This is a genomic window from Chryseolinea serpens, assembly GCF_900129725.1.
GTDB lineage: Bacteria > Bacteroidota > Bacteroidia > Cytophagales > Cyclobacteriaceae > Chryseolinea > Chryseolinea serpens.
Genome location: NZ_FQWQ01000001.1, coordinates 1947689 through 1971639, shown reverse-complemented (window position 1 = coordinate 1971639; position 23951 = coordinate 1947689). Strand labels below are relative to the sequence as shown.

Sequence of the window (23951 nt, the reverse complement as noted above, 5' to 3'; positions counted from 1 at the left end):
ATAGACCATGCGGAAATCAGGATCAGAGATTGAATTTCTTTCGGGGCCGCAATCGCGGTGGGGGGAATTCCGATTTATCATAAAAGTGTTTGTCGAATTCATAAAGGGATTCCGGGCCCTGCATTTTGTGGGACCCTGCGTCACCTTTTTTGGATCGGCCCGGTTTGATGAAAAGCATCCGTTCTATTCCGAAGCCCGGCACCTGGCGGCGCGCGTTGCCAAGATGGGATTCACCATCATGACCGGCGGCGGACCCGGCCTCATGGAAGCGGCGAACCGGGGTGCCAAAGAGGTTGGCGGCAGGTCTGTGGGCTGCAACATCATGCTGCCCTCGGAACAAGCCCCCAACGCCTATCTCGACAAGTGGGTAAGCATCCGTTACTTTTTTGTCCGGAAAACACTGCTCATCAAATATTCCTTTGCCTTTATTGTCCTGCCCGGCGGCTTTGGCACGATGGACGAATTCTTCGAGGCCGTCACCCTCACCCAAACCAAAAAGATCTTGCCCTTCCCGATCATTATCTTCGACCGCGATTTCTACAAAGACCTGGTCGATCAACTCGAATGGATGAAAAAGAAACACACCATCTCCGACGAAGACCTTCAACTCATCCTGGTGACCGACTCGATCGACGAAGCGTTGGAATTTATAAAAGAAAAAAGCATCAACCGCTACGGGCTGGTGCCGGAGAAAAGACAGTCGCCGATGCGATGGCTTTTGGAAAAAGGATGATGCAGGCTTGCCGTCCTCACCGGTCGTGTAGAACGATCACTTTTTGTAATGCAATATTTTCATGATCGTTTGTGCGGATGAAATACATGCCTTCCGGCAGATGTCTTACCTGCATGTACTGGCCATCGCTCCGGGGTGTCACCACAATCGGCACTTCATGGCCCAATGCCGTGTATAGGTTTATACACAGGTTGCTGTTGTCGATCCGTATGAATTCATCGGCGGGATTGGGATAGATAACGGGTTTCATTTCGTCGTGTCTGTTGCAATAAGGGTTATCGGTTTTGTCGGGATGCTATGTACTTCTCAGCGCCTGAACCGGATTCATATTTGCTCCCGCCCAGATGGTGAGGCTCGTGGAAAAGATCCCGGCCAGGAACACGAACATCCCGCTGCTCAATATCGTAAGTATATCCACATTGATGTGTTGTGCGAAAAGACTCGCCAGTAGCCCATCCGTAAGACGAAAGCCACCATACCCACCCAAAAGCACGGCGATCAAAAGGATCACGGCAAACTCCCTGTTCACGAGTTTCAAAATGCTGGCCACAGAAGCGCCCAACACTTTGCGCACACCGATCTCCTTTGTTCGACGGGTCATGTTGAGGTTGGCCATGGCATAAAGACCCGAAACAGATAACAGGCATCCCAAAACCGTCATGAAAAAAAAGATCTTGCTGAGGTTCCGGTTGTAGATATTCGCTTCCTGATATACGATCTCGGATTGCAGGTCTGTCTGCAGCGGTTTGTCGGGATAGAGCTTTTTCCATTGCTGGTCAATGTACTGTCGGGTCTCCGATAAAGTCGCGGCCTCTGCTCTTACCACCAGGATCTGGTACTGGCTGGGTTTGGCAAGCCGGTAGATGTAGTTTTCGGTGTTGTTGCTCTCCAGGTCCGTCAGGTGATTGCTCACCACACCCACGATGGTCAACGTTTCGCCTTCCACTTCAACCTTCGCCTCCAAAGGATCGGCCAGGTGATTTTGTTTTATAAAATTTTCGTCCACCACGACAGACCGGCGGTCGACCGTGTCGGTCTCGGGAAATAATTTGCCGGAGATGAGTTTCAACCCTACGGTCGAAAAATAATCGCGGCCGACTTCATAGACGGTGGCATTAAATTTTTCTCCCGCGAGCACGGCTGGTCTTTCGGGTGCGTTTATAAAAGCGAAATGATGTAAGGAAGGCGACGTTCCGATGATCCTGTGATCCTCCTGTATCGCTTCGCGGAGTGCCTCGGCCTCATGCGGGCCTTGTATGAGCGCCGTGATGAGCATGTCTTTGTCGTAGCCAAAACGGATGTTGTCCTGGTAAGTAGCGTTGCGCGTGAAAATAATTCCGGCGATCAGCACCATCGTGCAAAGGGCGAATTGCATCACGAGCAGGCTCCGGGTGAAGAGGTTTGTGCCGCCAGGATTTTTGCCACCCCTGAATAGACGCAACGGGCTTTGCCGGCTCCCGAACACGGCGGGGTAGAGGCCTGCCAACACGGCGCTGGCAAAAAGAAGAATGGCCAACGCGATCACCATGTTCATGCTGCTCAGTTCCCGGAGTCCATAAGGGAGTTCCCACATCGCGGCAAATTCCGGGATAATATAGAGCGATAACACAAAGGCAGCACCCGCCGATAACGTCACCGTCAACAGGATCTCGCTGAAGAATTGGAGACCGATCTGGAAACCGTTCGAGCCGGCGACCTTGCGAATGCCGATCTCTTTCAAACGTTTCACCGAAAGGGCCAGGGTCGTATTGGTAAGATTGAAACAGGCGATCAGCAGGATGATCCCCCCAAGCGTCGTGAAGATCGACAAGGCAATAGAAGGAATGCGAAGATGAAGATCAGACCGCCGGACATCGTTTGGAGAAACAGGTTGATTGAATGGGATCAACTCATAACCAACCGACCCCGCCTCCTCCACCGCAGCATTCTGAAGGGCAGCATATTTTTTTAGCTGATCGCCGATCGCCCCGGCGCGTGTTATATCCGTTAGCTCAAACAAGACCGAAGCCGTGTGAGCAGAGGCCCAATCCTGGTCTTGGATCTGGTAAAGATCAAGATAGTTCTCGATCCGCATCAGGATGTTCTCCGTGAACGTTGAATTAAAGGGAGCATCTTTGAGCACGCCCCCGACAACAACATTTAATTTCTTGTTATTGAATGAAACGATCATCTCTTTCCCCAGGGGATCTTCGGCACCAAAATATTTCAAGGCAAACTTTTCACTGATAAAAATAGAACTCTTGTCATCAAAGCTTTTGCAAGTGCCCCGGGCCAGCCCGGGGGTGAACATGTTCAGAAAGCTGGAATCGGCAAAGAAGATGGTTTCGTGAAAACCTTTTTCGCCATGGCTCAGATAGCCCCCGTCGCTGCAATAGCGGGTGAAGCGGGTGATGCCGGCGATGTCGTGGAGGGCAGCAGGTCCCAGGGGCAGCGGCGCCACCAGCTCTTTGAAGGCATCGCCACTGTTGGCTTTCCGGTGATGTACCACCTTCACCACATGCTCCACCCTGGTTTTGTCTACGGTGTTGTCAAATTCAATATTGTAGGCGATCAGCAAATAGACGGTCATGGCGCAGGCGATCGCGATCCCCATACCGAGGGTGTTGATCAAAACATAGAGCTTGTTTTTCAGCAGGTGCCGGACGGCGACTTTGAGGTAATTGGCTATCATGTCGGTAAGGTTTGGATCCAGCGCGTTGGACGCCGAAAGCGGCGTTAAGGTTACAAAGGGTAGAAAGCCCTATCCGTCCGTGAACCCGCGAAAAGCTTGAGATTCCAAACCTCCTTACCGAATGGACTAACCATCCCCAAAAAACTTTCGGGTAGCCAACGGGGTTATTAATAAAGAAAGCTTCAGAAGCAGGATAACCCATGGAGGCGTATTCACGGAAACAAGAGATCGTCAACGGCCTGATCCACGGCATGGGAGCGCTTTTTGGCATCAGCGGCCTGCCCGTATTGACGGGATTGGCTACCGCGCACGACAACACGGCCGGTATTGTGGGATCGGGCATCTATGGTTTTTGTTTTTTACTGCTCTTCATCTCTTCTACCATATTTCACCTGGCGCAAGACCGGGAAGTAAAAAGGATCTTCAAAATATTTGATCACATCGGTATCTTCTTTATGATCGCCGGAACCTACACGCCATTCCTCCTGATCTATATGAACGACTCCTTTGGCATCTCTTTGCTGTCCATCCTCTGGGGATTGACGGCCGTCGGTATCGTCTTTAAGCTGCGGTATACGGGCCGGTTTGAAATGGTTTCCATCATCATCTACTTTTTGATGGGATGGATCATGGTGGTGGGCGGACGAACATTTTTTGAGCACCTGCCCCTGGCTGTAATCATCTTGCTTTTTGTCGGTGCTGGTCTATATTCTGTAGGGATTTTTTTTTATGTGTGGGACAAATACCTGTACACCCACGCCGTATGGCACCTGTTTGCACTGACGGCGGCGGTCTGTCACTATGTGGCCGTGATGCTGGCGATGTAGGCCATGTCTCCGGATAAGCCTGGGGATGTCGTTTGTAGCGAATGCGTCATCAGCGCCTCGTGTGCCGCTTTTTCAGCCGAGATAATTTTATTTTTTTGAGGATTTGGAACTTGAATAAAAATTTATCTACCTTGGTGTACTAATCAAGTAGTACACTAATACACACGATATGATCGCGATTCAGGATTTGCATTTCCATTATGGAAAAAATCATGTGTTCAAAGGGGTTTCCACAACCCTTGAGCCAGGCCATGTTTGCGGGATCCTGGGTAAGAACGGGACTGGGAAATCTACACTATTGTATGCCATTGCCGGTCTCTTGTATCCGAAGGGTGGGAACATTCAGGTGAATGGGTTCGTCCCCTCGCGACGGGAACCGGGTTTTTTGGAGGACATCTTTATGGTGCCGGAAGAATTTCACCTGCCGAACATCTCCATTTCGGATTTTGTGAAATACCACAGTCCATTTTATCCCAATTTCGACAAGTCGGCCTTTTATGACTTCGTCGAATCTTTTGACATTCCTCCCGACAGTTTGCTGCAAGGCATGAGCTACGGCCAGAAGAAGAAGGTATTCATAAGTTTTGGAGTGGCCAGCAACGTGTCGGTGCTTTTGATGGATGAACCTTCCAACGGACTGGACATCATCAGCAAAGGGCAACTCCGCAAAGTGATTGCCGGTGCGGCAACGGACTCCCGGACCATTTTGATCAGCTCGCACCAGGTCCAGGATCTTGAAAACCTGATCGATGAGGTCCTTATTCTCAACGACACGGAGATCCTGTTAAAACAAAGTCTTGACGCCGTGTCGCGCAAACTGCTTTTCAAAATTTCCTTTGATCCCGACGACCTGAAAGATGCGTTGTTTTCGGAGTCGATCTTGCGCGGCAATACGATCGTCGCGCTCAATACGGATGCGACGGAAAGCAACGTCGATTTGGAATTGCTTTATAAAGCCGCCATGGCCAACCCCAAAAAAATGAAGTCCATACTCAATAGCCATCAGGAAATATGACATCTCAGACGATTCCTTTTAACCGTACATTTCTTTTCTTCAAGAAATATGCCTTTGAGAACCGTAAGATCTACGGTCTTCTTTACCTCGCGATCAGCGCTTTTTTAATTTTGTGGCTGGGCGTATACCTCACCTTTACCAATCCTTCTCTCTTTCAAGAAAGGAACCAGGTGGCTTACTATTTTGCGACATTATTTTTAGCGGGTTGTCTTTCGTCGGGAATGTTGTTTTCCGAGCTGGGTGTCAAACCGAAAGCCATCAACTATTTGTTGACGCCGGTGTCGGCAGGTGAGAAATTTCTGTGCAACATTTTTTTCGGGGTGTTCGTGTTCTTTGTCGTATACTCCGCTATTTTTTATGTGATCGACGCGACGGTGGTAAACATTGCCAATTGGAAATTTGACACGCATTGGCGAGTGATCAATATTCTCCATTTGAATGACTATGAAAACCCCTTCTCTGAAGGGCCATTAACCGATTTGTTCTACCTGTACTTTCCGATCCAGGCCGGATTTATACTCGCCTCCATTTATTTCAACAAACATGGTCTCTTCAAAGCGATGGTAGGTCTTGGTTTGCTTTGGGTCTGCTTTATCCTGCTCTATTTACTGGTTCACATGTTACTTCCACAAGGACGGTTTTTAGAGGGAATTGGTTCCTACGAAATTGTGGAACCCAGTGGAGATAACAAGGTGATCGTCATACCGTACGTATTGGTTGGCAGTGTCATTATTTTTTTCAAGTTTTTGGTGACTCCGCTCTTGTGGCTGGCCTCCTATTTCCGGTTGAAGGAAAAGGAATTATAACCGGATAATCGAATGGAATTCAAAGAAACCCAGCCCATTTATTTACAGATCGCCGACTTCGTTTGCGAGAAGATCATATCAAAAACGTGGAGTGTCGGGCAACGCATACCCGCCGTCAGGGAGCTGGCAGTGTTGTTGGAGGTCAACCCCAACACAGTGATGCGGACGTATGAATTTCTTCAGCAGAAAGATATTCTCTACAACCAACGTGGCGTCGGCTTGTTTGTGTCTCCCGACGGGCCAAAAAATGCGCTGGAGTACCGGCGGTCAGAGTTTATGCAGAAGGAGATGCCTTCGTTTTTTAAAGGCCTCCAACTTTTGCAAATGGACCTCGATGACCTGGAACCCCTTTATAAGAAGTATAAAAAACAAAATGCATAATTCCAATGAAACAACAAGGCGAGATAAAATTCAAAAAACGTGTGAAGGCCAGCAATGTAGTTTTGTTGGTGCTGGTGTTGATAAGTTTTGTTTTAATTGGCTTAACCACGGCGACCATCAATCTCAAGTTCAAGAACAGTGATTATCACTATAGCTCTCATGATAAGTTGAAGTATGAGCGGGTTCCTCTGAAGGAGGCAAAAGTCATTTCCTTGTCGAACCTGTCCAATTGCCGTATCATCGCCTCAGACTCCTTGCGATTGGAGGTGGCGCGCGAATATGCATCAGCCCTTGGTGTTGTTCCATCGAACGATACGTTGCACCTGCGTTTTCCCGCATGTTGTCCGGGCAATAAGAAAGCCAATCAGCTGATTCTGTACTTGCCCAGCGGCGCGGTGGTGGTTTCGGATTCCAGCAACATCGACTTGAACGGCGGCTATGATTTTTTGAAGCGCCCTTCTTTTTCATTCTTTCTCCATAAAAGTCATCTCGCCTCGACGGCCGCGGGGTATCACACTTTTTTTGAGACCCTGTTTGTTGAGGGCTCGGGCAATTCGTCGTTGGTCATTTCAGAGCGGGTACATGTTATAAACCTCGATCTCTCCAATGTGTATGATGCTACGTTGCAAGAGGGGTTCGGCGCGCAGACGTTTAAAACGTCCTTCACTACCGCCGCAGAAGTGACGCTGGCGAAAAAGAATGATGTGGTCACCATCGGTTCGCCAAAATGATGCCATCCCTGGTGCAGGGTCATGGGGAACGGAAAGTATCTTGAAATAAACTCAGCAATAATGTTTATATTGGCTGTTCAGGTAGACTTTCAAAACCCATCGCCATTGGCGGTAATTGCCATGAAGTTCTTTTTGCAGTTCGTCTTTATTTTTGGTGTCACGCGAATACTCGCCCAAGAGGTCATCCAAGTGAAAAGCGATAGCCTGATCGTTCGCGATGACAATCTCATCACCGATCTCTTCGGTTTTGGAACAGATCCAATGAAGCACCTCTCATCATCCATACCGGGTCCTCAGATCCAAAAACAACCAGTGCGGAGTAAATATGAGAACAACGCCATCGACACTGCGTTCCGCTATGCCTTCGGGAGCGACATTTTTATTGTCCTCAAAACAAGCCAGGGCGATGCCTCGGTGATCCATGCCGATGTGGAAACTTCAAAATTTAAGACCAAACAAGGCATCGGCATCGGGATGACCGTGGCCGAGGTCATCAAAGCACTCGAGGCCTATAAGATAACGTCGATCTCAAGATACCTCGTGCTGAGGGGGAGCGATGCAAAGCATTACATGATCGTATACGTCAAAGCGGGCAAGGTGGTGTTTATGGAATATTTTACGCCACCATAACGATCCCCTTAGCGCCATTCTTTCCTCGCCGAAGCTTTAACAAAGATGAGGCAGTTCAAAATGATTTTAAAAAAGCCGGGCATACCCCGGCTTTTTATTTGATCACGATGTTTTGATAAGACCAAGTTGCGTCAAGGCCGTAACCCCATCGTCAAGCCCGATCTCTTCCACGATCTTGCCATTCTCCAGTTTCAGAACCGTTGTCCCTGTGAAGTGCATCTTACGACCGGTAGCGGCCGGCAACGACCCGGCGAGAAAGTCGCCGAACGCAGGACCGGTGTGCGTGCCACCGCCTTCCCAACGACCCACCACATAATCACCTTCGGCGATAAGATCCGCAGCACCCCAGAATTTTAAATCCGGAAAGGCTGCTCTGAAGTCCGTCATGAAAGCTTTGATGTCTTGTCGCCCGCGGCGGGGATCGTGCAGCGAATATTGAAGCAACATATTCGGCGATGCCAATTCATCCACGATGCTGAGGTTACACGTTTCACCCCAGAAGTCTGTAAACCAACGTCCCACAATGGCTTTGTTGATTTCTTCTTTTGATAATCCTTTTTGATTTTCCATAGTGTTAAATATTTAATTCAAAACTATGGTGCAGGATAAAAGAGTCGAACCCGATTCTTGCGGACTTTTCAGAACGTCAATTCTCCTCGATATAATTCATGTCTTTCTTAAAGGTCTCCTCCAGGTACAGCAGCGCCACCATGCCGAGGGCATAGGTGATCAAACCGGTGATCAGGGCGGCCCGAAGTGTTCCGGTGTTGATATCTGCGTTCATGTTGTCGACCAGGTAACCTTTCAAAAAGATGAAAAGAGATGACAGCGGAATGATCGTGGCCCGCACAAAATTCGGGACGGTGGTGGCTACGGTAGCGCGCAGGTTGGAGCCGAAGAGTTCGGCGGCCACCGTGATGAAGAGTGTCCAGTAGCCGGAACAGAATCCCAGGCATAAACACAAGATGTAATATTCCGTCGCGTGCTCGATCGGCCCCAGCAAAAGCGTTAAGGCAAACAGCAGCGATCCTGCCATAAAAATGAAAATTACTTTTTTGCGGCTTTGTAAGTACTGGCTAAAAAAACCGCTCACGAGATTGCCCGCCACCTGGGCGGCAAAAACAAACAACACGGCCTTCCCGGCATCGACCGGTTCACCGAGTTGCATGGCTTTGCCCAGTTCGGGCGCGAGGGTGATGAGGATGCCCACGACAAACCATATGGGCGCGCCCATGACGATGCAGGTGACGTATTTCAATATCCGTGTTTTGTTGCTGACCAACAGGCCCAGGTCGCCGCGACGGGTATTGGCTTCTTTCAGCTTGATAAAGATCCCGGACTCAAATACGCGCAAGCGTAAGACCATCAGCATCAGCCCAAGTCCTCCGCCAATGAAATACGATACGCGCCATTCGAAAAAATGGACGATCGAAAAAGCCAGCAGCGCACCGAATACACCCATGGTGGCCACGAGCGTGGTGCCATAGCCCCGGATGGATTTGGGAAGAATCTCTACCACCAGCGTGACGCCAACACCCAATTCACCGGCCAACCCAAACCCAGCGAGGAACCGCAGGATGGCGTAACCTTGCACGGAAGTGACCAACCCGTTGCAGATGTTGGCCAGCGAATAGATGAGGATGGAACCGAACAACACCGAAAGCCGTCCCTTCTTATCGCCCAGGATCCCCCAAAATATTCCGCCGATCAGCATGCCGGCCATTTGCAGGTTCAGCAGCAACCCAATGCCGATCTTCACCAATTGATCGTCGGCAAGTCCCAGCGACTTCAGGCTGGGCACCCGTACGATGTTGTACAGGAACAGGTCGTACATGTCGACTAAATAACCCAGCGAAGCCACTAGAACTGGGATGGACGTTAGATGCTGAAACGTGCTTTTGTCGGATAGATCTTTCATTAAAATATTTTGTTTATTCGGTTGCTTACAATCGGGGTATGGTCATGCCGCCATCCACCATCACGACTTGCCCGGTGGAGTAGGGGAAGTCGCCCGTGGCCAATGCGGCCACGGCTTTTCCGACATCTTCCGATTCGCCCCACCGTTTTTGCACGCACAATCCTTCGGCGATGAGCTTGTCGTATTTTTCGGTCACGCCCGCCGTCATGTCGGTGTGGATCACCCCGGGCCGTACTTCGAACACGGGAATATCGAACTCGCCAAGCCGCACAGCAAACAACTGTGTGGCCATGCTCAGACCGGCTTTCGCGATGCAATATTCACCACGGTTGACCGACACCACCGTGGCGGAGATGGAGGAAATGTTAATGATGCTTGCGCGGAATTGCGGGTCGCTTTTCTTTTGTGTGATCATCCATTGCGCCGCCTTTTGCGAGAGAAAATACGTGCCCTTCAAATTGGTGGAGAGCACTTCGTCGAAACTCTCTTCGGTGGCTTCGAGGATGTCGCGGCGTTCCCGCGGTGCGATGCCGGCATTGTTGACCAGCACATGCAGTCTCCCGAAATGATGGCGAACATCGGCCAGGATATTTTCCCGATCGGCCGGTGATGAAATGTTGCCACGGCAATAGACCACATCGCTGCCCAATGCCTTTAAGGTATCGATGGCGCCCTCGGCATCCGCTGCGGCGCGCACGCCGTTGATGGCGAGGTCGAATCCGTTTTTGGCCAGTTGTTCGGCAATGCCAAAGCCGATGCCGCGGCTGCCTCCGGTGATCAGTGCTACGCGTTTCATGGAGTCGTGGTTTAAATTTCAGGAACGTCAACCCAGCAGCGCTTGCTCCAGCTCTCCAGACCTTTCTCGGCCAGTTGCACACCTTTCACGCCTTGCAGCAGATCCCATTGAAACGGATCATCCTGCGCCACGTGTTTCAGGAACAATTCCCACTGCGCTTTGAAGGCGTTGTCGAAGACTTCCTGCTCCGGCACTTTTGCCCAGCCTTCAAAAAAGTTGATGGGTTGAGCAATGTCCGGGTTCCAGACGGGCTTGGGTGTGTTTCCATAATGTTGAATATAGCATTCACGCAAGCCGGCCACGGCCGAGCCCTTGGTACCGTCCACTTGCAAGGTCAGCAGGTCGTCGCGGCGCACGCGCACCGTCCAGGAAGAATTGAAGTGTGCGATCACGCCGCCTTCGAGTTCAAAGGTGGCGTAGGCCGCATCGTCGGCGGTGCATTTGTAGCGTTTGTTGTTTTCGTCGACCCGCTCGGGAATGTGGGTGGCACCGAGGCAGGAAACGGCTTTCACTTTTCCAAAGACATTGTCGAGTACATAGCGCCAGTGGCAAAGCATGTCTACGATGATGCCGCCGTCGTCTTCCTTGCGGTAATTCCACGAAGGCCGCTGGGCTGGGATGGAGTCGCCTTCAAACACCCAGTAGCCGAACTCGCCGCGCACCGAAAGGATCTTGCCAAAAAATCCTTGCTGGATGAGCCGCTTCAATTTTAATATGCCCGGAAGCCAAAGCTTGTCCTGGACGACGCCGTGTTTCACTCCCGCATTTTTACAAAGCTGGTAAAGCTCCATCGCCTCTTTGGTGTCGACGGCCACGGGTTTTTCACAATAGATGTGCTTGCCGGCCTTCACGGCCTTTCGCACGCCCTCGGCACGCCGGCCGGTGGTCTGCGAGTCGAAGTAGATCTTGTTCTGCGGATCGGCCAGCGCCTCGTCTACGTTGGTGGTTATTTTTTTTATGCCCGACAGCGTGGCCAGCCGTTGCAGCTTATCTTCATCGCGGCCCACGAGGACCGGGTCTGGGATGAGCCGGTCGCCCGACCGCAGCTTGATGCCGCCTTGTTTTATGATCTCGACAATGGATCGCATCAGGTGCTGGTTGGTGCCCATGCGCCCGGTGACACCATTCATGATGATGCCGATTTTTTGTTCTTTCATGGTTGAGTGATTATCACGTTTTACGCTTAAGAATTTTCGCGGTATGCTTTTATAATTTTTTTCAGGAACACGCTCTGATCTTCCTGCCAATAGGCCGTTGAAAAAATTTCGACCTCGTTAAACCCGGTAAACCCCGTGGCTTCCACCCAGGCGCGGATCTGGCGAATGGGGATGCAGCCTTCGCCCATCAATCCGCGATCCAGTAGCAGGTCCGTGGTGGGAGATTTCCAATCGCAGATGTGAAAGGCCATCAGGTTTCCCTGTTCTCCACAGCGCTGGATCTCTCGTTGCAGGGAAGGATCCCACCAAAGATGATACACATCCACGGCCACGCCCACATAGGGTGAGTTCAACGCTTCGGCCATGTCGTTTGCCTGCGCCAGGGTGTTGATCGCCGAGCGCGTGTCGGCATACATGGGATGCAGCGGTTCGATGGCCAGCCGCACACCGGCGGCCGTTGCCTCGGGGAGCACCGCCGCGATGCCATCCTGGATCTGCTTTCGCGATTCCTCCAGGGGTTGCCCGGGATCGGCGCCACACACCAGCACGATCAGGGAAGTTCCCAACGCGGCAGCTTCTTCGATGGCCTTGCGGTTGTCGTCGAGGGCAGCTTTTCTTTTGTTTGGATCTTTGCTCGGAAAGAATCCGCCGCGGCAGAGCGACACCACGGTGAGGTCATGGTCGCGCAGCAAGTTGCCCGTTTGCCGGATGTTCCTTCCCTCGAGTGCGTCGCGCCAGACCGTGATGCCCTTCACACCGGCAGCGGCATAATTTTTTGCAGCTTCTTCGATGGCCCACGGCTTGGTGGTGATGGTGTGGATGCAAAGTTTTGAAAGGTCTTGGTGTGGGGTGGAGGGGGTCATATGTTGAAGAAGGTGTGATAGGTTTCGTTGTTGATGATCCGTTGCAAATAGAGCGCGGCCTCACGGACATGATAGTCGCCCCACATGCTGGACTCGCCATGGGGTATCTTGCTACCTTCGGGTACATAGTCCCACCCATTGGGCCGGTGATAAACGGAATGTAAGAGCAGCCCCTGATGCTTTGGATTGACGCTGAGATAGGGCTCATCGAGCAGCGTGTTCATCACCGTGAGGCCGGCCTGCCAGTAGCGGTCGCCGTCCGCGTCTCCTTTGCGTTTCAAAAACTGACCGAGCCTCAGCAACCCTTGCGCGGCGATGGCGGCGGCAGAGCCGTCTACAGGTTCGAAGTCGTTGTAGGGATCGGAGGGCTGGTCAAGGTAGTCGCCGAGCTGGTGTAGGTTGGGCGCACCGGTGTCCCAGTACGGCACGCCATCGGTCGGTGTGTGAGCGATGTAGAAATCGCAGGTGGCCTTGGCGGCCTTGAGCATAACGGACATGATCTTTTCTTTGCCGGAGAAGGCTTTGAGTTCGTCTTCGCTCACGGTGTCGAACCATTCGAGCTCTTCGGCGAAACCGCACATGGCCCAGGCCAGGCCCCGCGTCCAGGTGCTGAAGCCGGTGTAGCCTTGTTGTGAGTTCGGGCAGCGGTAGTTGCCATCTTTCACGTTAAAGATAATTTCATGCGCCGTCCGGCCCCGCACATCATAGGTGTCGCGGCCTTCGCCATAATATACAGAGTAGTCGGCCGTGGCCTGCAGGTGTTGGATGACGCGGTCCAGCAGCGCGATGCGTACATCTCCCTCGGCTTGCAGGATGTGCCCCAGGCTGTGGCTTAAAACCAGCGAACGCAACGAACGGATGGTATCCACAAAAAGAGAATGTGCACCGTTGAACGAATGGATATACCCACCGGTCTTGATGGTTGTCCAACGACTGGCCTGCACGGCACCGGACACTTTCAGGGCCATCACATAGAAATTTCGTTCCCACTCATTATACGCGATCTTGCCCTCCTTCATCAGGCGCAACAAGTTGCCATAGGTGCTCACGTTGTTAAAGCCATGATCGTGCACGCCGGTGTGGCTCACGTGCGGGGCCATCACCTCGACGGTCTTTCGTTTGCCCAGTTCGAGGAACCGGTCTTCGCCGGTCGCGTCATATTGCAGGATGGCGGCGCCATATTGAAAGCCTTGGGTCCACTCGGTCCATCCCCGTGTAGTGTACCGGCCTTGCACCGTAAAGACAGGCGAGCCTTGCGAAGCATGGTAGTGTTTTTCGATGAGGTCGATTTTTTTTCCAGAGAGTTCCCAGAAGGATTTGAGTTTGGGGTTTAGGTCGGAGGGTTTCAGGTGCTGGCCGATTTGGATCATTGTCGTTTTTTGTAATCAGGTTTGACGTAGTAGCTTGTTTAGAGCAAGAGTTGCTTGCAGGTCCATGAGATCGTATCGTTCTATTTTTGGCCATAAAATTTAGCGATTACTGGCTTAATATCCATCGTTCTTTCCATGTGTGGCTCGTTTTATTTTTGTGAATGGACATGATGGTGCCGTCTGTGAGCCTCCAAAGGGTATCTATTCATCGAGGCGATCGATCTATTTAGATTCTTCGATCAATTTGTGATGAGAATGAGCCGGCGGGTGACTCTTTATCGCATGTTTTAAATTATCTTCGTTCTGAGTGGCTTGTGTTGGAGGGACTGGGGGTTCAAAGGCTATATCGAACGCCTATAAAAGTGATCAGACAAAATTTCAAAAAGATGTTTTCAATTCGAGAGATGGACTATGAAACGAACGAAGAAAGTGAACGGGCTTTCTCGAGGATACCGTGGGCCGTTGAGAAAGTAGAGGATCTCAACCGGCAGTTGATATCGAACCGCAGCGTTTCAACAACCCGTCCTTGGATCGGTGAGTATGATAAAGAAAAAATGGAGTTCAGGCTTATCGAACCCAGGGGGTTTTTCGAACCAAGTTTTCTCCAAGTCGTAGTGCGCGGGAGAATAGCCTTTCGGAATGACAGAACGACGATAAACATAAAACTCAGGTTGGGGCTACAGGCATTTCTCGTGTTTTTGATGATCTACTTGTTGACGGCGGTCATGATGGTAGAGGCGATATCTTCCGTGATGTCTTCCGTGGACAAAGCGAATATCGCAGGTTATGCGCTCTGGATTTTAGTGTTCCCCGTCCTGGGTACGTTTTTATTGAACAGAAAACTAAATGCCGTCGAAAAAAAAATAGAGAACTTATTTGACCTTCGGTGAAGGCAAGTTCGGACACAAACATAGCCATTGGCTTCAGGAATAGAGGCTAAATCCGCAACACAATAAAAAAGCGGAGACGATTCGGTCCGATGCTGCATATCTTGGTCGCCCGACCCCTTGATTAAATCAATCCCTAAAAATTCTGCTCTTGCCACGTTTCTCCCTAAAAGCTGTTTGAGTTAGGATGAGCCGTTATGCCCCCGCGACGCGCTTTCGACGGGAATACCGCTGCGAGCCACTTTCAAACTACCCTGTTGGTGTGTAAGGCCTTTCATGAGCCTTCGGACCCGATGTGGATAAATTTGTATTACATGAGGATAATTTCTGGAAAAACACGTGTCGGGTGTTTGTCTACTTTCATCCTGTCAAATATTCAAAATCACAATCCCCCTTATACATGAGAAAAATTTTAACAAAACGCTTGATGATAACATTGGCCTTGTGCCTCGCGATGTTATCCGGTCAGCATGCTTTTGCGCAAATTTCGGTTTCCGGGAAAGTTACCTCCAACGACAAGGAAGCTTTGCCGGGAGTGAACGTGCTGGTGAAAGGAACCAGCCAGGGCACCACCACTGACGCCAACGGCGACTACAAACTGATCGTGCCCAGTGCCGAATCGGTGTTGATGTTCAGCTTTGTGGGCTACCTCACCGAAGAAGTGACGGTGGGCACCCAGACGAATGTCGAGGTGATGATGATGCCCGACCTGGTGTCGCTCCAGGAGGTCGTGGTGATCGGTTATGGAACACAAAAGAAAGGAGAGGTCACCAGCGCTGTGGCCAGTGTGAAGGAGAGAGAATTTACCGCGGGCGCCATGCGCGACGCCTCGGAACTGATCAAAGGAAAAGTAGCGGGCCTCACCATCACCAATGGCTCGGGCGATCCGTCCGCCGCCCCGAATATTTCACTGCGAGGGGTGGCTACGCTGCAGGGTTCGGCTGCTCCTTTAATATTGATCAACGGCGTGCCCGGCGATTTTAATACCGTGTCGCCCTCCGACATCGTGTCCATCGATGTGTTGAAAGACGCTTCGGCGGCGGCCATTTATGGAACACGGGGGGCCAACGGCGTGATCCTCATCACCACCCGGAGCGGCGACAAGGCAAAGGCGCCTACGCTCACCTATTCGCACTACTCCGCCGTATCCTCCATGGCCCGCAAAGCCGATTTCCTGACGGCCAGCGACTATCAAAAATATTCCCAGGAGTTCACCTTCCGGAATGATTTTGTCGGCGAAGCCAATGCCAACGGCGGAGTGACCGACACGGATTGGTTGGGTGAAATTACCCGGAAAGCCTATATGCAAAGTCACAACCTGGCGTTGCAGGGCGGCGGCGCCAATTCCAACTATGCCGCCAGTGTGAACTACATCGGCCAGGACGGTGTGTTCGAGGGATCGTACAATAAGGAGTTGAGAATATCACTGGATCTGAGTCAATATCTATTCAACGACAAACTGAAGCTGAGCGCCAATCTTTTGAGAGGAGCGCAGGATATCGGCGCGCTGGGCGACGGAAGTTCGGGTTCGTTCAACCCACTGATCTACAGAAATGCGTTGATCCGAAATCCCCTGCTGAAAATACAGGACGACGATGGCAAATGGATCGAAACCGATCGCTTGCAGTACATCAACCCCGTGGGCATGGTGCGCGAAACGTCGGGCGTGATCACCAACAACTGGACGCGGTTAACCTCCAACACCACGCTGGAACTGGTGGACGGCTGGCAAACCAATTTGATGTTGGCCACCGAAATACGGAACAACTACCGCGGCTATGCCGAAACCAAGGAGCACTACAACTCCGTGAAAGGGCCACGAAGAAATGGTTTTGCCTCCCGCGGCGACGACCAGATCAAGACTAATTACCTGGAGTTGACATCCAAATATTCGAAGACCTTCGACCAGCACTCCTTTACGTTGCTGGCAGGCTACAGCTACCAATACAATGTTAACCAGGGCGGGTTCGCCAACAATTTTGATTTCCCCACCAACGCTTATTCCTACAACAACCTGTCGGCCGGAAACGCGATGCGGCTGGGGACCGCCCGCATGGACAGCTATAAAAATGACAACACGCTCATCGGGTTCTTCGGTCGTGTGAACTACGGTTTTGGCGATCGCTTTAACGTGCTGGCCAGCGTGCGTCGTGAAGGATCGTCCAAGTTTGGTCAGAACAATAAATGGGGAACCTTCCCAGCGGTTTCTGCGGGCTGGACCCTCAGCAACGAAGATTTTCTGAAAGCGTCTTCGGTGGTGAGCTTTTTGAAGATCCGCGCCGGCTATGGGGTGACGGGCGTGATCCCGAGAGATTCGTATTTGTCAAAACCCTTGCTGACCTATGAAGGCGTTAGCGTATTGGATGATGGCAAGTGGATCAACGGCCTGGTGGCGTCGAGCAACGCCAACCCGGATCTTCGCTGGGAGAAGTCGGGCGAGGTGAACATCGGTTTGGACTTTGCCATCCTGAAAGACAAGATCTCGGGTAGCATCGATGTCTATTCCAAGCGCACCAAGGACATGCTTTGGAATTATTCCGTGCCGCAGCCTCCCAATTTGTATAGCACCACACTGGCCAACGTGGGCGAAATGGTGAACAAGGGTATTGAAGTGCTTGTGAAAACAACGCCGGTGAAAGGCGCCGCATTTGAATGGAATTCGAATGTGACATTTTCCCATAACAAAAATGAACTCGTCAGCCTGTCGAACGATCTCTACAAGATCGAGGGCGATTACATCAACGAGTACGGCATCAGCGAACCCATCTCCATGGCATCACACCGCCTGGAGCCGGGCAAACCCCTGGGCAACTTCTGGGGTCTGAAATCGGTGGACATCACCGACGATGGCATGTGGGTGATCGAACTACCGGACGGAACACGGCAAACCATGACCAGCAACTCCATGGCTACCGACAAGAACAGCCAGGTGTTGGGCAATGGTATTCCCAAGTATCGCGCCGGCTGGATCAACACGATGCGCTATAAGAATTTTGATTTGAGCGTGGTGCTGAGCGGCGCCTTTGGCTACCAGATCATGAACCAGCAACGGATGTTCTATGAAAACCCGAACATCAACTACAACGTGCTCAGCTCCGCCATGGACAATGTGTATGGAAAGCGAAGACTGGGCTATCTCAACCAGGCGTTTGTGAGCTATTATATCGAGAACGGCGACTACGTGAAGGTGGAAAATGCAACGCTGGGCTACAACGTGGATGTTTCGAAAGTGAAGTTCATGCGCGGGTTGAGGGTCTATGTTTCTGGCTCCAACCTCGCGACGATCACCGGCTACAAAGGAATTGATCCCGAGATCCCCCGGAACGACATCCGGATGCAGGGCATCGACAATCGCGACAAATTCCCGACTGTAAGAACCTATACCATTGGCGTGAATGTAAATTTTTAAAGAACGGATTATGAAACTAACAAATATGAAACGGTTGCTGGCAGGCGTATTGTTTTCGGTAGGCATGTTCTCCTGTACCAACCTCGATGAAAATATGTATGACGTCATTTCTTCGGACGAGACAAAACTGACCGCCGATGACCTGACCACGATCATCGCGCCGGCCTTCGCGCAATTCCGCGAAGTATACTGGGGCTGGAACGGTCTGTTTGATATCTATGAAGAGTCCTCCGACCTGATCGTTACACCTTTCCGCGTGGGCATCGGCTGGGGCGACTTGTACCTGGACATGCACAAGCACACCTGGGGACCGGCCATTGAACACGGCAACAACTTGTGGGTGCGCGCCTATGCCGGGATCAATGCCTGTAACAAAGCAGCCTTCCAGATCGAAGCCCTGGGCGCGATCGAGAACAAAGAAAATACGCTGGCCGAATTGAGAGCGTTGCGTGCAATTTACTACTACTTGTTGCTGGACAATTTCCGGAACGTTCCCATTGTCACCAAATTTGATGTACCGAAAGGATTTTTGCCCGAGCAGAACACGGGGCAGGAAGTGTATAACTTCATTGAAGATGAACTCACCCAAACCATGCCCTACCTGAGCGAGGAGAACAGCCAGAAAACGTATGGACGCGTCAACAAATGGACGGCCAAGATGACGCTCGCAAAATTGTACCTGAATTCTGAGGTATACGTGGGCACAGCACGCTGGGATGATGCGCTGGCCCAGGTGAACGACATCATTGGCAGCGGCCAGTTCACACTATTGTCGAGCTACTCGGCCAATTTCGCGGTGAACAACACCAACACACCAGAAGAGATCTTCTCCATTCCCTACAGCAAGGAATATACGGCAAACATCAACACCTACTATCCTTTCAAAACCCTTCACCCGCTGAGCGCAGCCACCTACAACATGCCCGAACCCTGGGGCGGAAGTTGTGGTATTCCCCAATTTTTGGATACATACGATGCCGACGACAGCCGGAAAAAAGAATGCTGGCAAGGTGGCCTGCAGTATAAAGCCTCTGGAGAACCGATCATGGATGGGGACAAACAATTCGAATACATCAACTACATGACCAGTGTCGATGCTGCGGAATACAATGAAGGCTATCGTTTTGTCAAATACGAAATTCCGATCGGCTTCACTGTAAATCCCGATAACGATGTTCCGATCTATCGCTACGCCGATGCGCTGATGATCAAAGCGGAATGTCTCTTGCGAAAAGGCCAGAAGGATGAAGCTGCACAAATTGTGACGGAGGTGAGACAACGGGCCTTCAAAAGTGCCCCCGCAAAAGCTACCGTCACCGGCGCACAACTGGCCGGCGGCAGCACCTACGAATACGGTTACTATGAGAACGGAGCCATCACTGACTATGAAGGCGGCGCCGACATCGTAAACGGAAGATTTTTGGATGAACTGGCCTGGGAGTTTGTCGGCGAACACCACCGGAGACAAGACCTGATCCGCTTTGGCGTCTACACCACCAAGCAATGGCTCACCCACAAACCCAACGGTGATTACCGCGTCATTTTCCCCATCCCCCAACCACAGCGCGAAACCAACACCAACCTCGGCCAGAACCCGGGTTACTGATAGTAATGAAAGATAAGCGGGCTCACAGAAATGTGAGCCCGCTTATTTATTTTAATCCTGGGAGTTGTAAGATCAAGTACAAAACAACCTTTGCTTGCCCGCCGAAGCTTCAGCGAAGGAGGGCCCGCCGAAGCTTTCGTGAAGGCGAGGCGGCGAGTCCTCTCAAATGAACCGAACGCCGTTAGTTTCTAGACTCTTGTATTTTATCGAATCGAACACATAATAGAACGCCCCACGACGCGAATTTTTCTTCTCCTTCTCATCGAGCTTATTCAGCACCCCAAGCGCCAGAATCCGCTTAGAAAAATTCCGAGTATCCAGCGACGTCTCATAGATGGCTTCATATAGCGATTGGAGTTGTGGCAGCGTGAACTTGCTCGGCAACAATTCAAACCCAATCGGCTGCCGGGCAACTTTCTCCCGCAACGATTCCTGCGCTTTCAACACCATTGCCGTATGATCAAAGACCAGATCCGGCAATTGACTCAGCTCAAACCATCTTGCCTCATGCTCGGCCTGAAGTTGCTCGCTATAATCGGCGATGTTGATCAGGGCAAAGTAGGCAATAGAGATCACTCGTCCCGCCGAGTCACGATCCACTTGCGAGAACGTGTGTAACTGTTCCATGTAAATATTGTCCATCCCCGTGAGCTTGTTCAGCACCCGCACCGCGGCCCGATCGGCATCTTCGTCGTCGTGAATGAAGCCTCCCATGAGCGACCACCGTCCTTTGTGCGGCTCGAAGCCTCGCTTGATGAGGAGGGCCTTCAGCTGGTTCCCATCAAAACCAAAAATGATGCAATCGACAGCAGCGAGCACTTTTCGATGACTTTTATAACTGTTGATATCCATAGTCCAACATTTTCTTCAACACCGGAAGATGGTCATTAAGTAAAAAGGGAGATGGTACGTTTTTATTTTATTGTGGTATTATCTTACCTGATGTGCATGCCCGAACAGTGAAACGCACGTGAACAAAAAAAATGAGTGAACAAAATTTGAATAGGGGATAATAAAATTTGTTTATTGCACCGGGCGAAATTAAACCCTAGCTTCGTTTTCAATAGCCTCAACGATGAACCCAACTTTTTTCGGACATCCCCGCGGACTCGCCACGCTGTTCTTCACCGAGATGTGGGAACGGTTTAGCTACTACGGCATGCGTGCCTTGCTTATGCTGTTCATGATCACCAGCGCCGCGAAAGGCGGACTGGGGTTGAGCGAAGAAACCGGCGGTGCGATCTATGGGATCTACACCATGATGGTCTACATGCTGGCCTTGCCCGGCGGCTGGATCGCCGACAACGTTTGGGGGTTGCGCAGGAGCGTCTTTTATGGCGCATGCATCATTTGCTCGGGCCACGTGCTCATGGCTTTTCCCTACATGGAAACGTTTTTCGTGGGCTTGTTGCTCATTGCTGTTGGCACGGGGTTGCTGAAGCCCAACGTCAGCAGTTTGGTAGGCGAGCTTTACGCCAAGGAGGAGAATGCGAAACGGGATTCGGGTTTTTCCATTTTTTTCATGGGCATCAACATCGGCGCCTTTGTTGCGCCTTTTATTACGGGCTACTTCGGCGAAAAAGTGAACTGGCACTATGGCTTTGCCCTGGCCGGAGCGGGCATGCTCATCGGGTTGGTGCAATATAGAATGACTGAAAAATATCTTCCCCCGGAGCAAATCGAACCGGAAGCGCGCGAGCAACGAAAAAAGAACGCACGCAGGCTTGGCGTGGCAGCCTGGGTTGTGGGATTGCTGGTGGTCGCGTTGGTGACAAGAGTTCTGGTGATCGATCCGGTGTGGCTCGCCAAGGCGTTTGTGTATATCATCGTGGCTTGCACGATCGTATATTTTGGTTATCTCCTGTTCGGAGCCCGTCTCACAAAAGACGAACGCAACGGTGTTTTGGCGATCCTGAGTTTTTTCGCGACGTCGGTCATTTTCTACATGGGCTATGAGCAACAGGGCTCGTCGCTGAATTTGTTCGCGTTGCGCTACACCGACTTGCACATTGGGAATTTCGAGATGCCGGCATCCTGGCTCCAGGCGGTTCCGGCGGTGGGGGTGCTGATCTTTGCGCCTTTTTTTGCGTGGCTTTGGTTGTGGCTGTCGAAACGGAATATTGATCCGGCGATACCCGTAAAACTTTCGTTTGGATTGTTATTTATCTCAGCCAGCTTTTTCGTGATGACCGGCGCAGCGCTCGTGGTGGCACACGGACAAAAAGCGCTTCCATGGTGGCTCATCATCACCTATGTGCTGAACACGTTTGGAGAGATCTGTTTGTATCCTGTGGGCCTTAGCGCCGTGAAGAAATTAGCACCTCGCAAATTTGCCGCTCAACTCATGGGCGTGTGGTTCCTCTCGCTGGCGCTGGGAAATTTGCTGGCCGGCTTGCTGACCAGCAACATGAGTAACGAACGCGTCCAGCAAGATCCCGGGGTGATGGTCAACCTGTTCCTGTTCCTGGCCATCGGGGTCGGCTTCGCAGGGATCACCGTTTTTGTGCTAAGTAAGAAATTGAGATTTGCTTCGAGCCGGGTTGTGGCGGAGACCTAAGAGAAAGCCACTGGATGCGTTCAATCTGAAGTTAATCACTCCCTTAAAGCTTCTATTTCACTTATCGTTTTTGCTAGAGGCTTCCCGAGCAAGTGGGAACCATCCGCCGTCACCAGGAGATTGTCTTCTATCCGGATTCCTCCAAAAGTTTTGTAAGCTTCAGCCGCGCCGTAGTTGATGAAGGACTCAAATTTCTTTTCCTTCTTCCACATATCGATCAGTTCAGGAATAAAGTAAAGACCCGGCTCAACCGTCAGCGTGAAGCCTTCCTGCAACCTTCTCGCCAATCGCAGACTCTTGATGCCAAAAGCAGGATTCCGGGTCACCTCCTGACCATAGCCCACTAGGTCTTCGCCAAGGTTCTCCATGTCGTGCACATCTAAACCGATAAGATGTCCCAAACCGCATTGAAAAAACAACGCATGCGCACCTGCGTTCACCGACTCGTCGAGGTCACCCTGCATCAATCCAAGTTGTTGAAGTCCCTTGGTCAGCTCCCGGCAGGCGGCGAGGTGAATGTCTTTAAACAGCACGCCGGGTTTTAACAGACTCTCCGCCACCGTCAAGGCATTGAGCACGATCTGGTAGACCTCTTTTTGTTTTTGACTAAAACTTTTGCCGATCGGAAAAGTGCGCGTCAGGTCGCCGCAGTAGCCCGAGGGTAGTTCGGCACCGCTATCGCACAGCACCATTTTGCCATCCTGGAGTTTGTTGCCATAAAAATGGTTGTGCAGCGTTTGCCCGTTGGTTGTAACGATGGAAGGATAAGACGTCCGGCAGTTGTTCGCAGTAGCAACGGCCTCGATACGGCTCAACAATTCGTATTCAAACATGCCGGCCTGAACGGAGCGTATCGCCATCAGGTGCATCTCGGCGCTCACGCTCACGGCTTTCTCTAATTCCGCGACTTCGGCTTTGCTCTTTTGAATTCTTTGTTCAAGGATAGCGTTCACCAGCGTTTTTGAGGGAGCGTTTTGAATGGTCTGCACAGGAAGCGCCAACCCTTCGGAAAGCCTGATCGCAACGTCGGCGCGATAAGGCGCTAGCCAATGGATCGTTCTTTTGTCTGCGGTGGCTTTTGAGAGGAGGGACCTCAGGGAGGTGAGAGGACGCGAAACCTCTATCCCAACCTGCACCGCCAATTCTTGTAGGGTAGGTTTCGGCCCCGTCCACACGAGGTCGTCCACCGTGGCGTCGTTTCCAAAAAGAATCACCTGGTCGTTGTCCACATCGATCACGCCCACCAGCGCATCGAGCTCCAGGCCAAAGTAATACAGAAACGTGCTGTCTTGACGGAAAGCATAAGCGTTGTCCGTATAATTGATCGGTGACTGAAGATTGGCCGGCAACAGGATGATGCCGGACGCGACCTTATTTTTTAGCGTGGCGCGTCTGCTTTTATAAACATCGGGGGAGAAGGTTGGAGTGTTCATGGGATAAGAAGTTAGAGGATGGCTTCCCGGCAAGGATAAGCCGGCCTAAACCTAAATCTTTATTCCAGAAATTCAAACGTTTCCATCGGACCGCATATTGGCGCATTTTGCCAAGTGGTGAAAATCGTATCAGGTAAGGCTAATTTTTACATGGGAACAGA

At 51.3% G+C, this 23951-nt stretch carries 21 protein-coding genes; 11 read left to right on the top strand and 10 right to left on the bottom strand.

Going from position 1 to position 23951, the window contains the following annotated elements; genetic code table 11:
• The first annotated feature begins 7 nt into the window (after positions 1-7).
• Positions 8-733 carry an LOG family protein gene (locus tag BUB30_RS07680; RefSeq protein WP_073132482.1) on the top strand — a complete coding sequence of 242 codons (726 nt, stop codon included), beginning with the start codon at positions 8-10 and terminating at the stop codon, positions 731-733.
• A gap of 16 nt (positions 734-749) precedes the next feature.
• On the opposite strand, the gene BUB30_RS07675 is transcribed toward BUB30_RS07680, so the two are convergent.
• Positions 750-983: a T9SS type A sorting domain-containing protein gene (locus BUB30_RS07675; RefSeq protein ID WP_073132480.1), complete on the bottom strand. Its 234-nt coding sequence runs from the start codon at positions 981-983 to the stop codon at positions 750-752.
• A gap of 45 nt (positions 984-1028) precedes the next feature.
• Positions 1029-3404 (bottom strand): ABC transporter permease, encoded by a 2376-nt coding sequence (locus BUB30_RS07670; RefSeq protein WP_073132478.1) that lies wholly within the window; start codon positions 3402-3404, stop codon positions 1029-1031.
• Between the two features lie 200 nt (positions 3405-3604).
• On the opposite strand from BUB30_RS07670, the gene trhA reads away from it, so the two are divergent.
• The 6 genes from trhA (at position 3605) to BUB30_RS34800 (ending at position 7794) form a co-directional block, all read left to right on the top strand.
• On the top strand, positions 3605-4231 hold the full coding sequence (gene trhA / locus BUB30_RS07665) for a PAQR family membrane homeostasis protein TrhA (protein ID WP_073132476.1): 627 nt from the start codon (positions 3605-3607) through the stop codon (positions 4229-4231).
• A 169-nt stretch (positions 4232-4400) separates the two neighbouring features.
• Positions 4401-5246, top strand: coding sequence for an ABC transporter ATP-binding protein (locus BUB30_RS07660; protein WP_073132474.1), 846 nt, complete (start codon positions 4401-4403; stop codon positions 5244-5246).
• The gene (locus tag BUB30_RS07655) at positions 5243-6052 is read left to right on the top strand and encodes a hypothetical protein (RefSeq protein WP_073132472.1); all 810 of its coding nucleotides are present in this window, start codon (positions 5243-5245) and stop codon (positions 6050-6052) included. The genes BUB30_RS07660 and BUB30_RS07655 overlap by 4 nt, the downstream gene beginning before the upstream one ends.
• Before the next feature lie 12 nt (positions 6053-6064).
• Positions 6065-6433, top strand: coding sequence for a GntR family transcriptional regulator (locus BUB30_RS07650; RefSeq protein WP_073132470.1), 369 nt, complete (start codon positions 6065-6067; stop codon positions 6431-6433).
• A gap of 5 nt (positions 6434-6438) precedes the next feature.
• Positions 6439-7164 (top strand): hypothetical protein, encoded by a 726-nt coding sequence (locus BUB30_RS07645; RefSeq protein WP_073132469.1) that lies wholly within the window; start codon positions 6439-6441, stop codon positions 7162-7164.
• Between the two features lie 60 nt (positions 7165-7224).
• Entirely contained in the window at positions 7225-7794 is a 570-nt protein-coding gene (locus BUB30_RS34800; protein WP_143164807.1) for a hypothetical protein, read from the top strand.
• A 102-nt stretch (positions 7795-7896) separates the two neighbouring features.
• Here the strand turns inward: BUB30_RS34800 and BUB30_RS07630 are convergent, their stop codons facing one another.
• From BUB30_RS07630 to BUB30_RS07605, 6 genes are all read right to left on the bottom strand, one after another.
• On the bottom strand, positions 7897-8364 hold the full coding sequence (locus BUB30_RS07630; protein ID WP_073132463.1) for an ester cyclase: 468 nt from the start codon (positions 8362-8364) through the stop codon (positions 7897-7899).
• 76 nt (positions 8365-8440) lie between these two features.
• Positions 8441-9712 (bottom strand): MFS transporter, encoded by a 1272-nt coding sequence (locus tag BUB30_RS07625; RefSeq protein WP_073132461.1) that lies wholly within the window; start codon positions 9710-9712, stop codon positions 8441-8443.
• Positions 9713-9737: 25 nt separating this feature from the next.
• A complete protein-coding gene (locus BUB30_RS07620) occupies positions 9738-10508 on the bottom strand; it encodes a 3-ketoacyl-ACP reductase (RefSeq protein ID WP_073132459.1) in 771 nt (256 codons plus the stop codon).
• An 11-nt stretch (positions 10509-10519) separates the two neighbouring features.
• The gene (locus tag BUB30_RS07615) at positions 10520-11665 is read right to left on the bottom strand and encodes a Gfo/Idh/MocA family protein (RefSeq protein WP_073132457.1); all 1146 of its coding nucleotides are present in this window, start codon (positions 11663-11665) and stop codon (positions 10520-10522) included.
• Between the two features lie 26 nt (positions 11666-11691).
• Complete coding sequence (locus tag BUB30_RS07610) at positions 11692-12528, bottom strand: sugar phosphate isomerase/epimerase family protein (RefSeq protein WP_073132455.1); 837 nt, start codon at positions 12526-12528, stop codon at positions 11692-11694.
• The gene (locus BUB30_RS07605; protein ID WP_073132453.1) at positions 12525-13898 is read right to left on the bottom strand and encodes a glycoside hydrolase family 88 protein; all 1374 of its coding nucleotides are present in this window, start codon (positions 13896-13898) and stop codon (positions 12525-12527) included. The genes BUB30_RS07610 and BUB30_RS07605 overlap by 4 nt, the downstream gene beginning before the upstream one ends.
• 386 nt (positions 13899-14284) lie before the next feature.
• On the opposite strand from BUB30_RS07605, the gene BUB30_RS07600 reads away from it, so the two are divergent.
• The 3 genes from BUB30_RS07600 to BUB30_RS07590 all read left to right on the top strand — a co-directional run bounded on the left by BUB30_RS07600 (position 14285) and on the right by BUB30_RS07590 (position 19800).
• Positions 14285-14788 (top strand): hypothetical protein, encoded by a 504-nt coding sequence (locus BUB30_RS07600; protein ID WP_143164806.1) that lies wholly within the window; start codon positions 14285-14287, stop codon positions 14786-14788.
• Between the two features lie 397 nt (positions 14789-15185).
• Positions 15186-18194, top strand: a complete 3009-nt coding sequence (locus BUB30_RS07595) for a SusC/RagA family TonB-linked outer membrane protein (RefSeq protein WP_084137953.1) — start codon at positions 15186-15188, stop codon at positions 18192-18194.
• A 10-nt stretch (positions 18195-18204) separates the two neighbouring features.
• Complete coding sequence (locus tag BUB30_RS07590) at positions 18205-19800, top strand: RagB/SusD family nutrient uptake outer membrane protein (RefSeq protein ID WP_073132447.1); 1596 nt, start codon at positions 18205-18207, stop codon at positions 19798-19800.
• 162 nt (positions 19801-19962) lie between these two features.
• Here the strand turns inward: BUB30_RS07590 and BUB30_RS07585 are convergent, their stop codons facing one another.
• Positions 19963-20652 (bottom strand): NUDIX hydrolase, encoded by a 690-nt coding sequence (locus BUB30_RS07585; protein WP_073132445.1) that lies wholly within the window; start codon positions 20650-20652, stop codon positions 19963-19965.
• A gap of 223 nt (positions 20653-20875) precedes the next feature.
• Between BUB30_RS07585 and BUB30_RS07580 the strand changes: the two genes are divergently transcribed.
• A complete protein-coding gene (locus tag BUB30_RS07580; protein ID WP_073132443.1) occupies positions 20876-22357 on the top strand; it encodes a peptide MFS transporter in 1482 nt (493 codons plus the stop codon).
• 35 nt (positions 22358-22392) lie between these two features.
• Here the strand turns inward: BUB30_RS07580 and BUB30_RS07575 are convergent, their stop codons facing one another.
• Positions 22393-23790 carry an aminopeptidase P family protein gene (locus tag BUB30_RS07575; RefSeq protein ID WP_073132441.1) on the bottom strand — a complete coding sequence of 466 codons (1398 nt, stop codon included), beginning with the start codon at positions 23788-23790 and terminating at the stop codon, positions 22393-22395.
• Positions 23791-23951 lie beyond the last annotated feature (161 nt).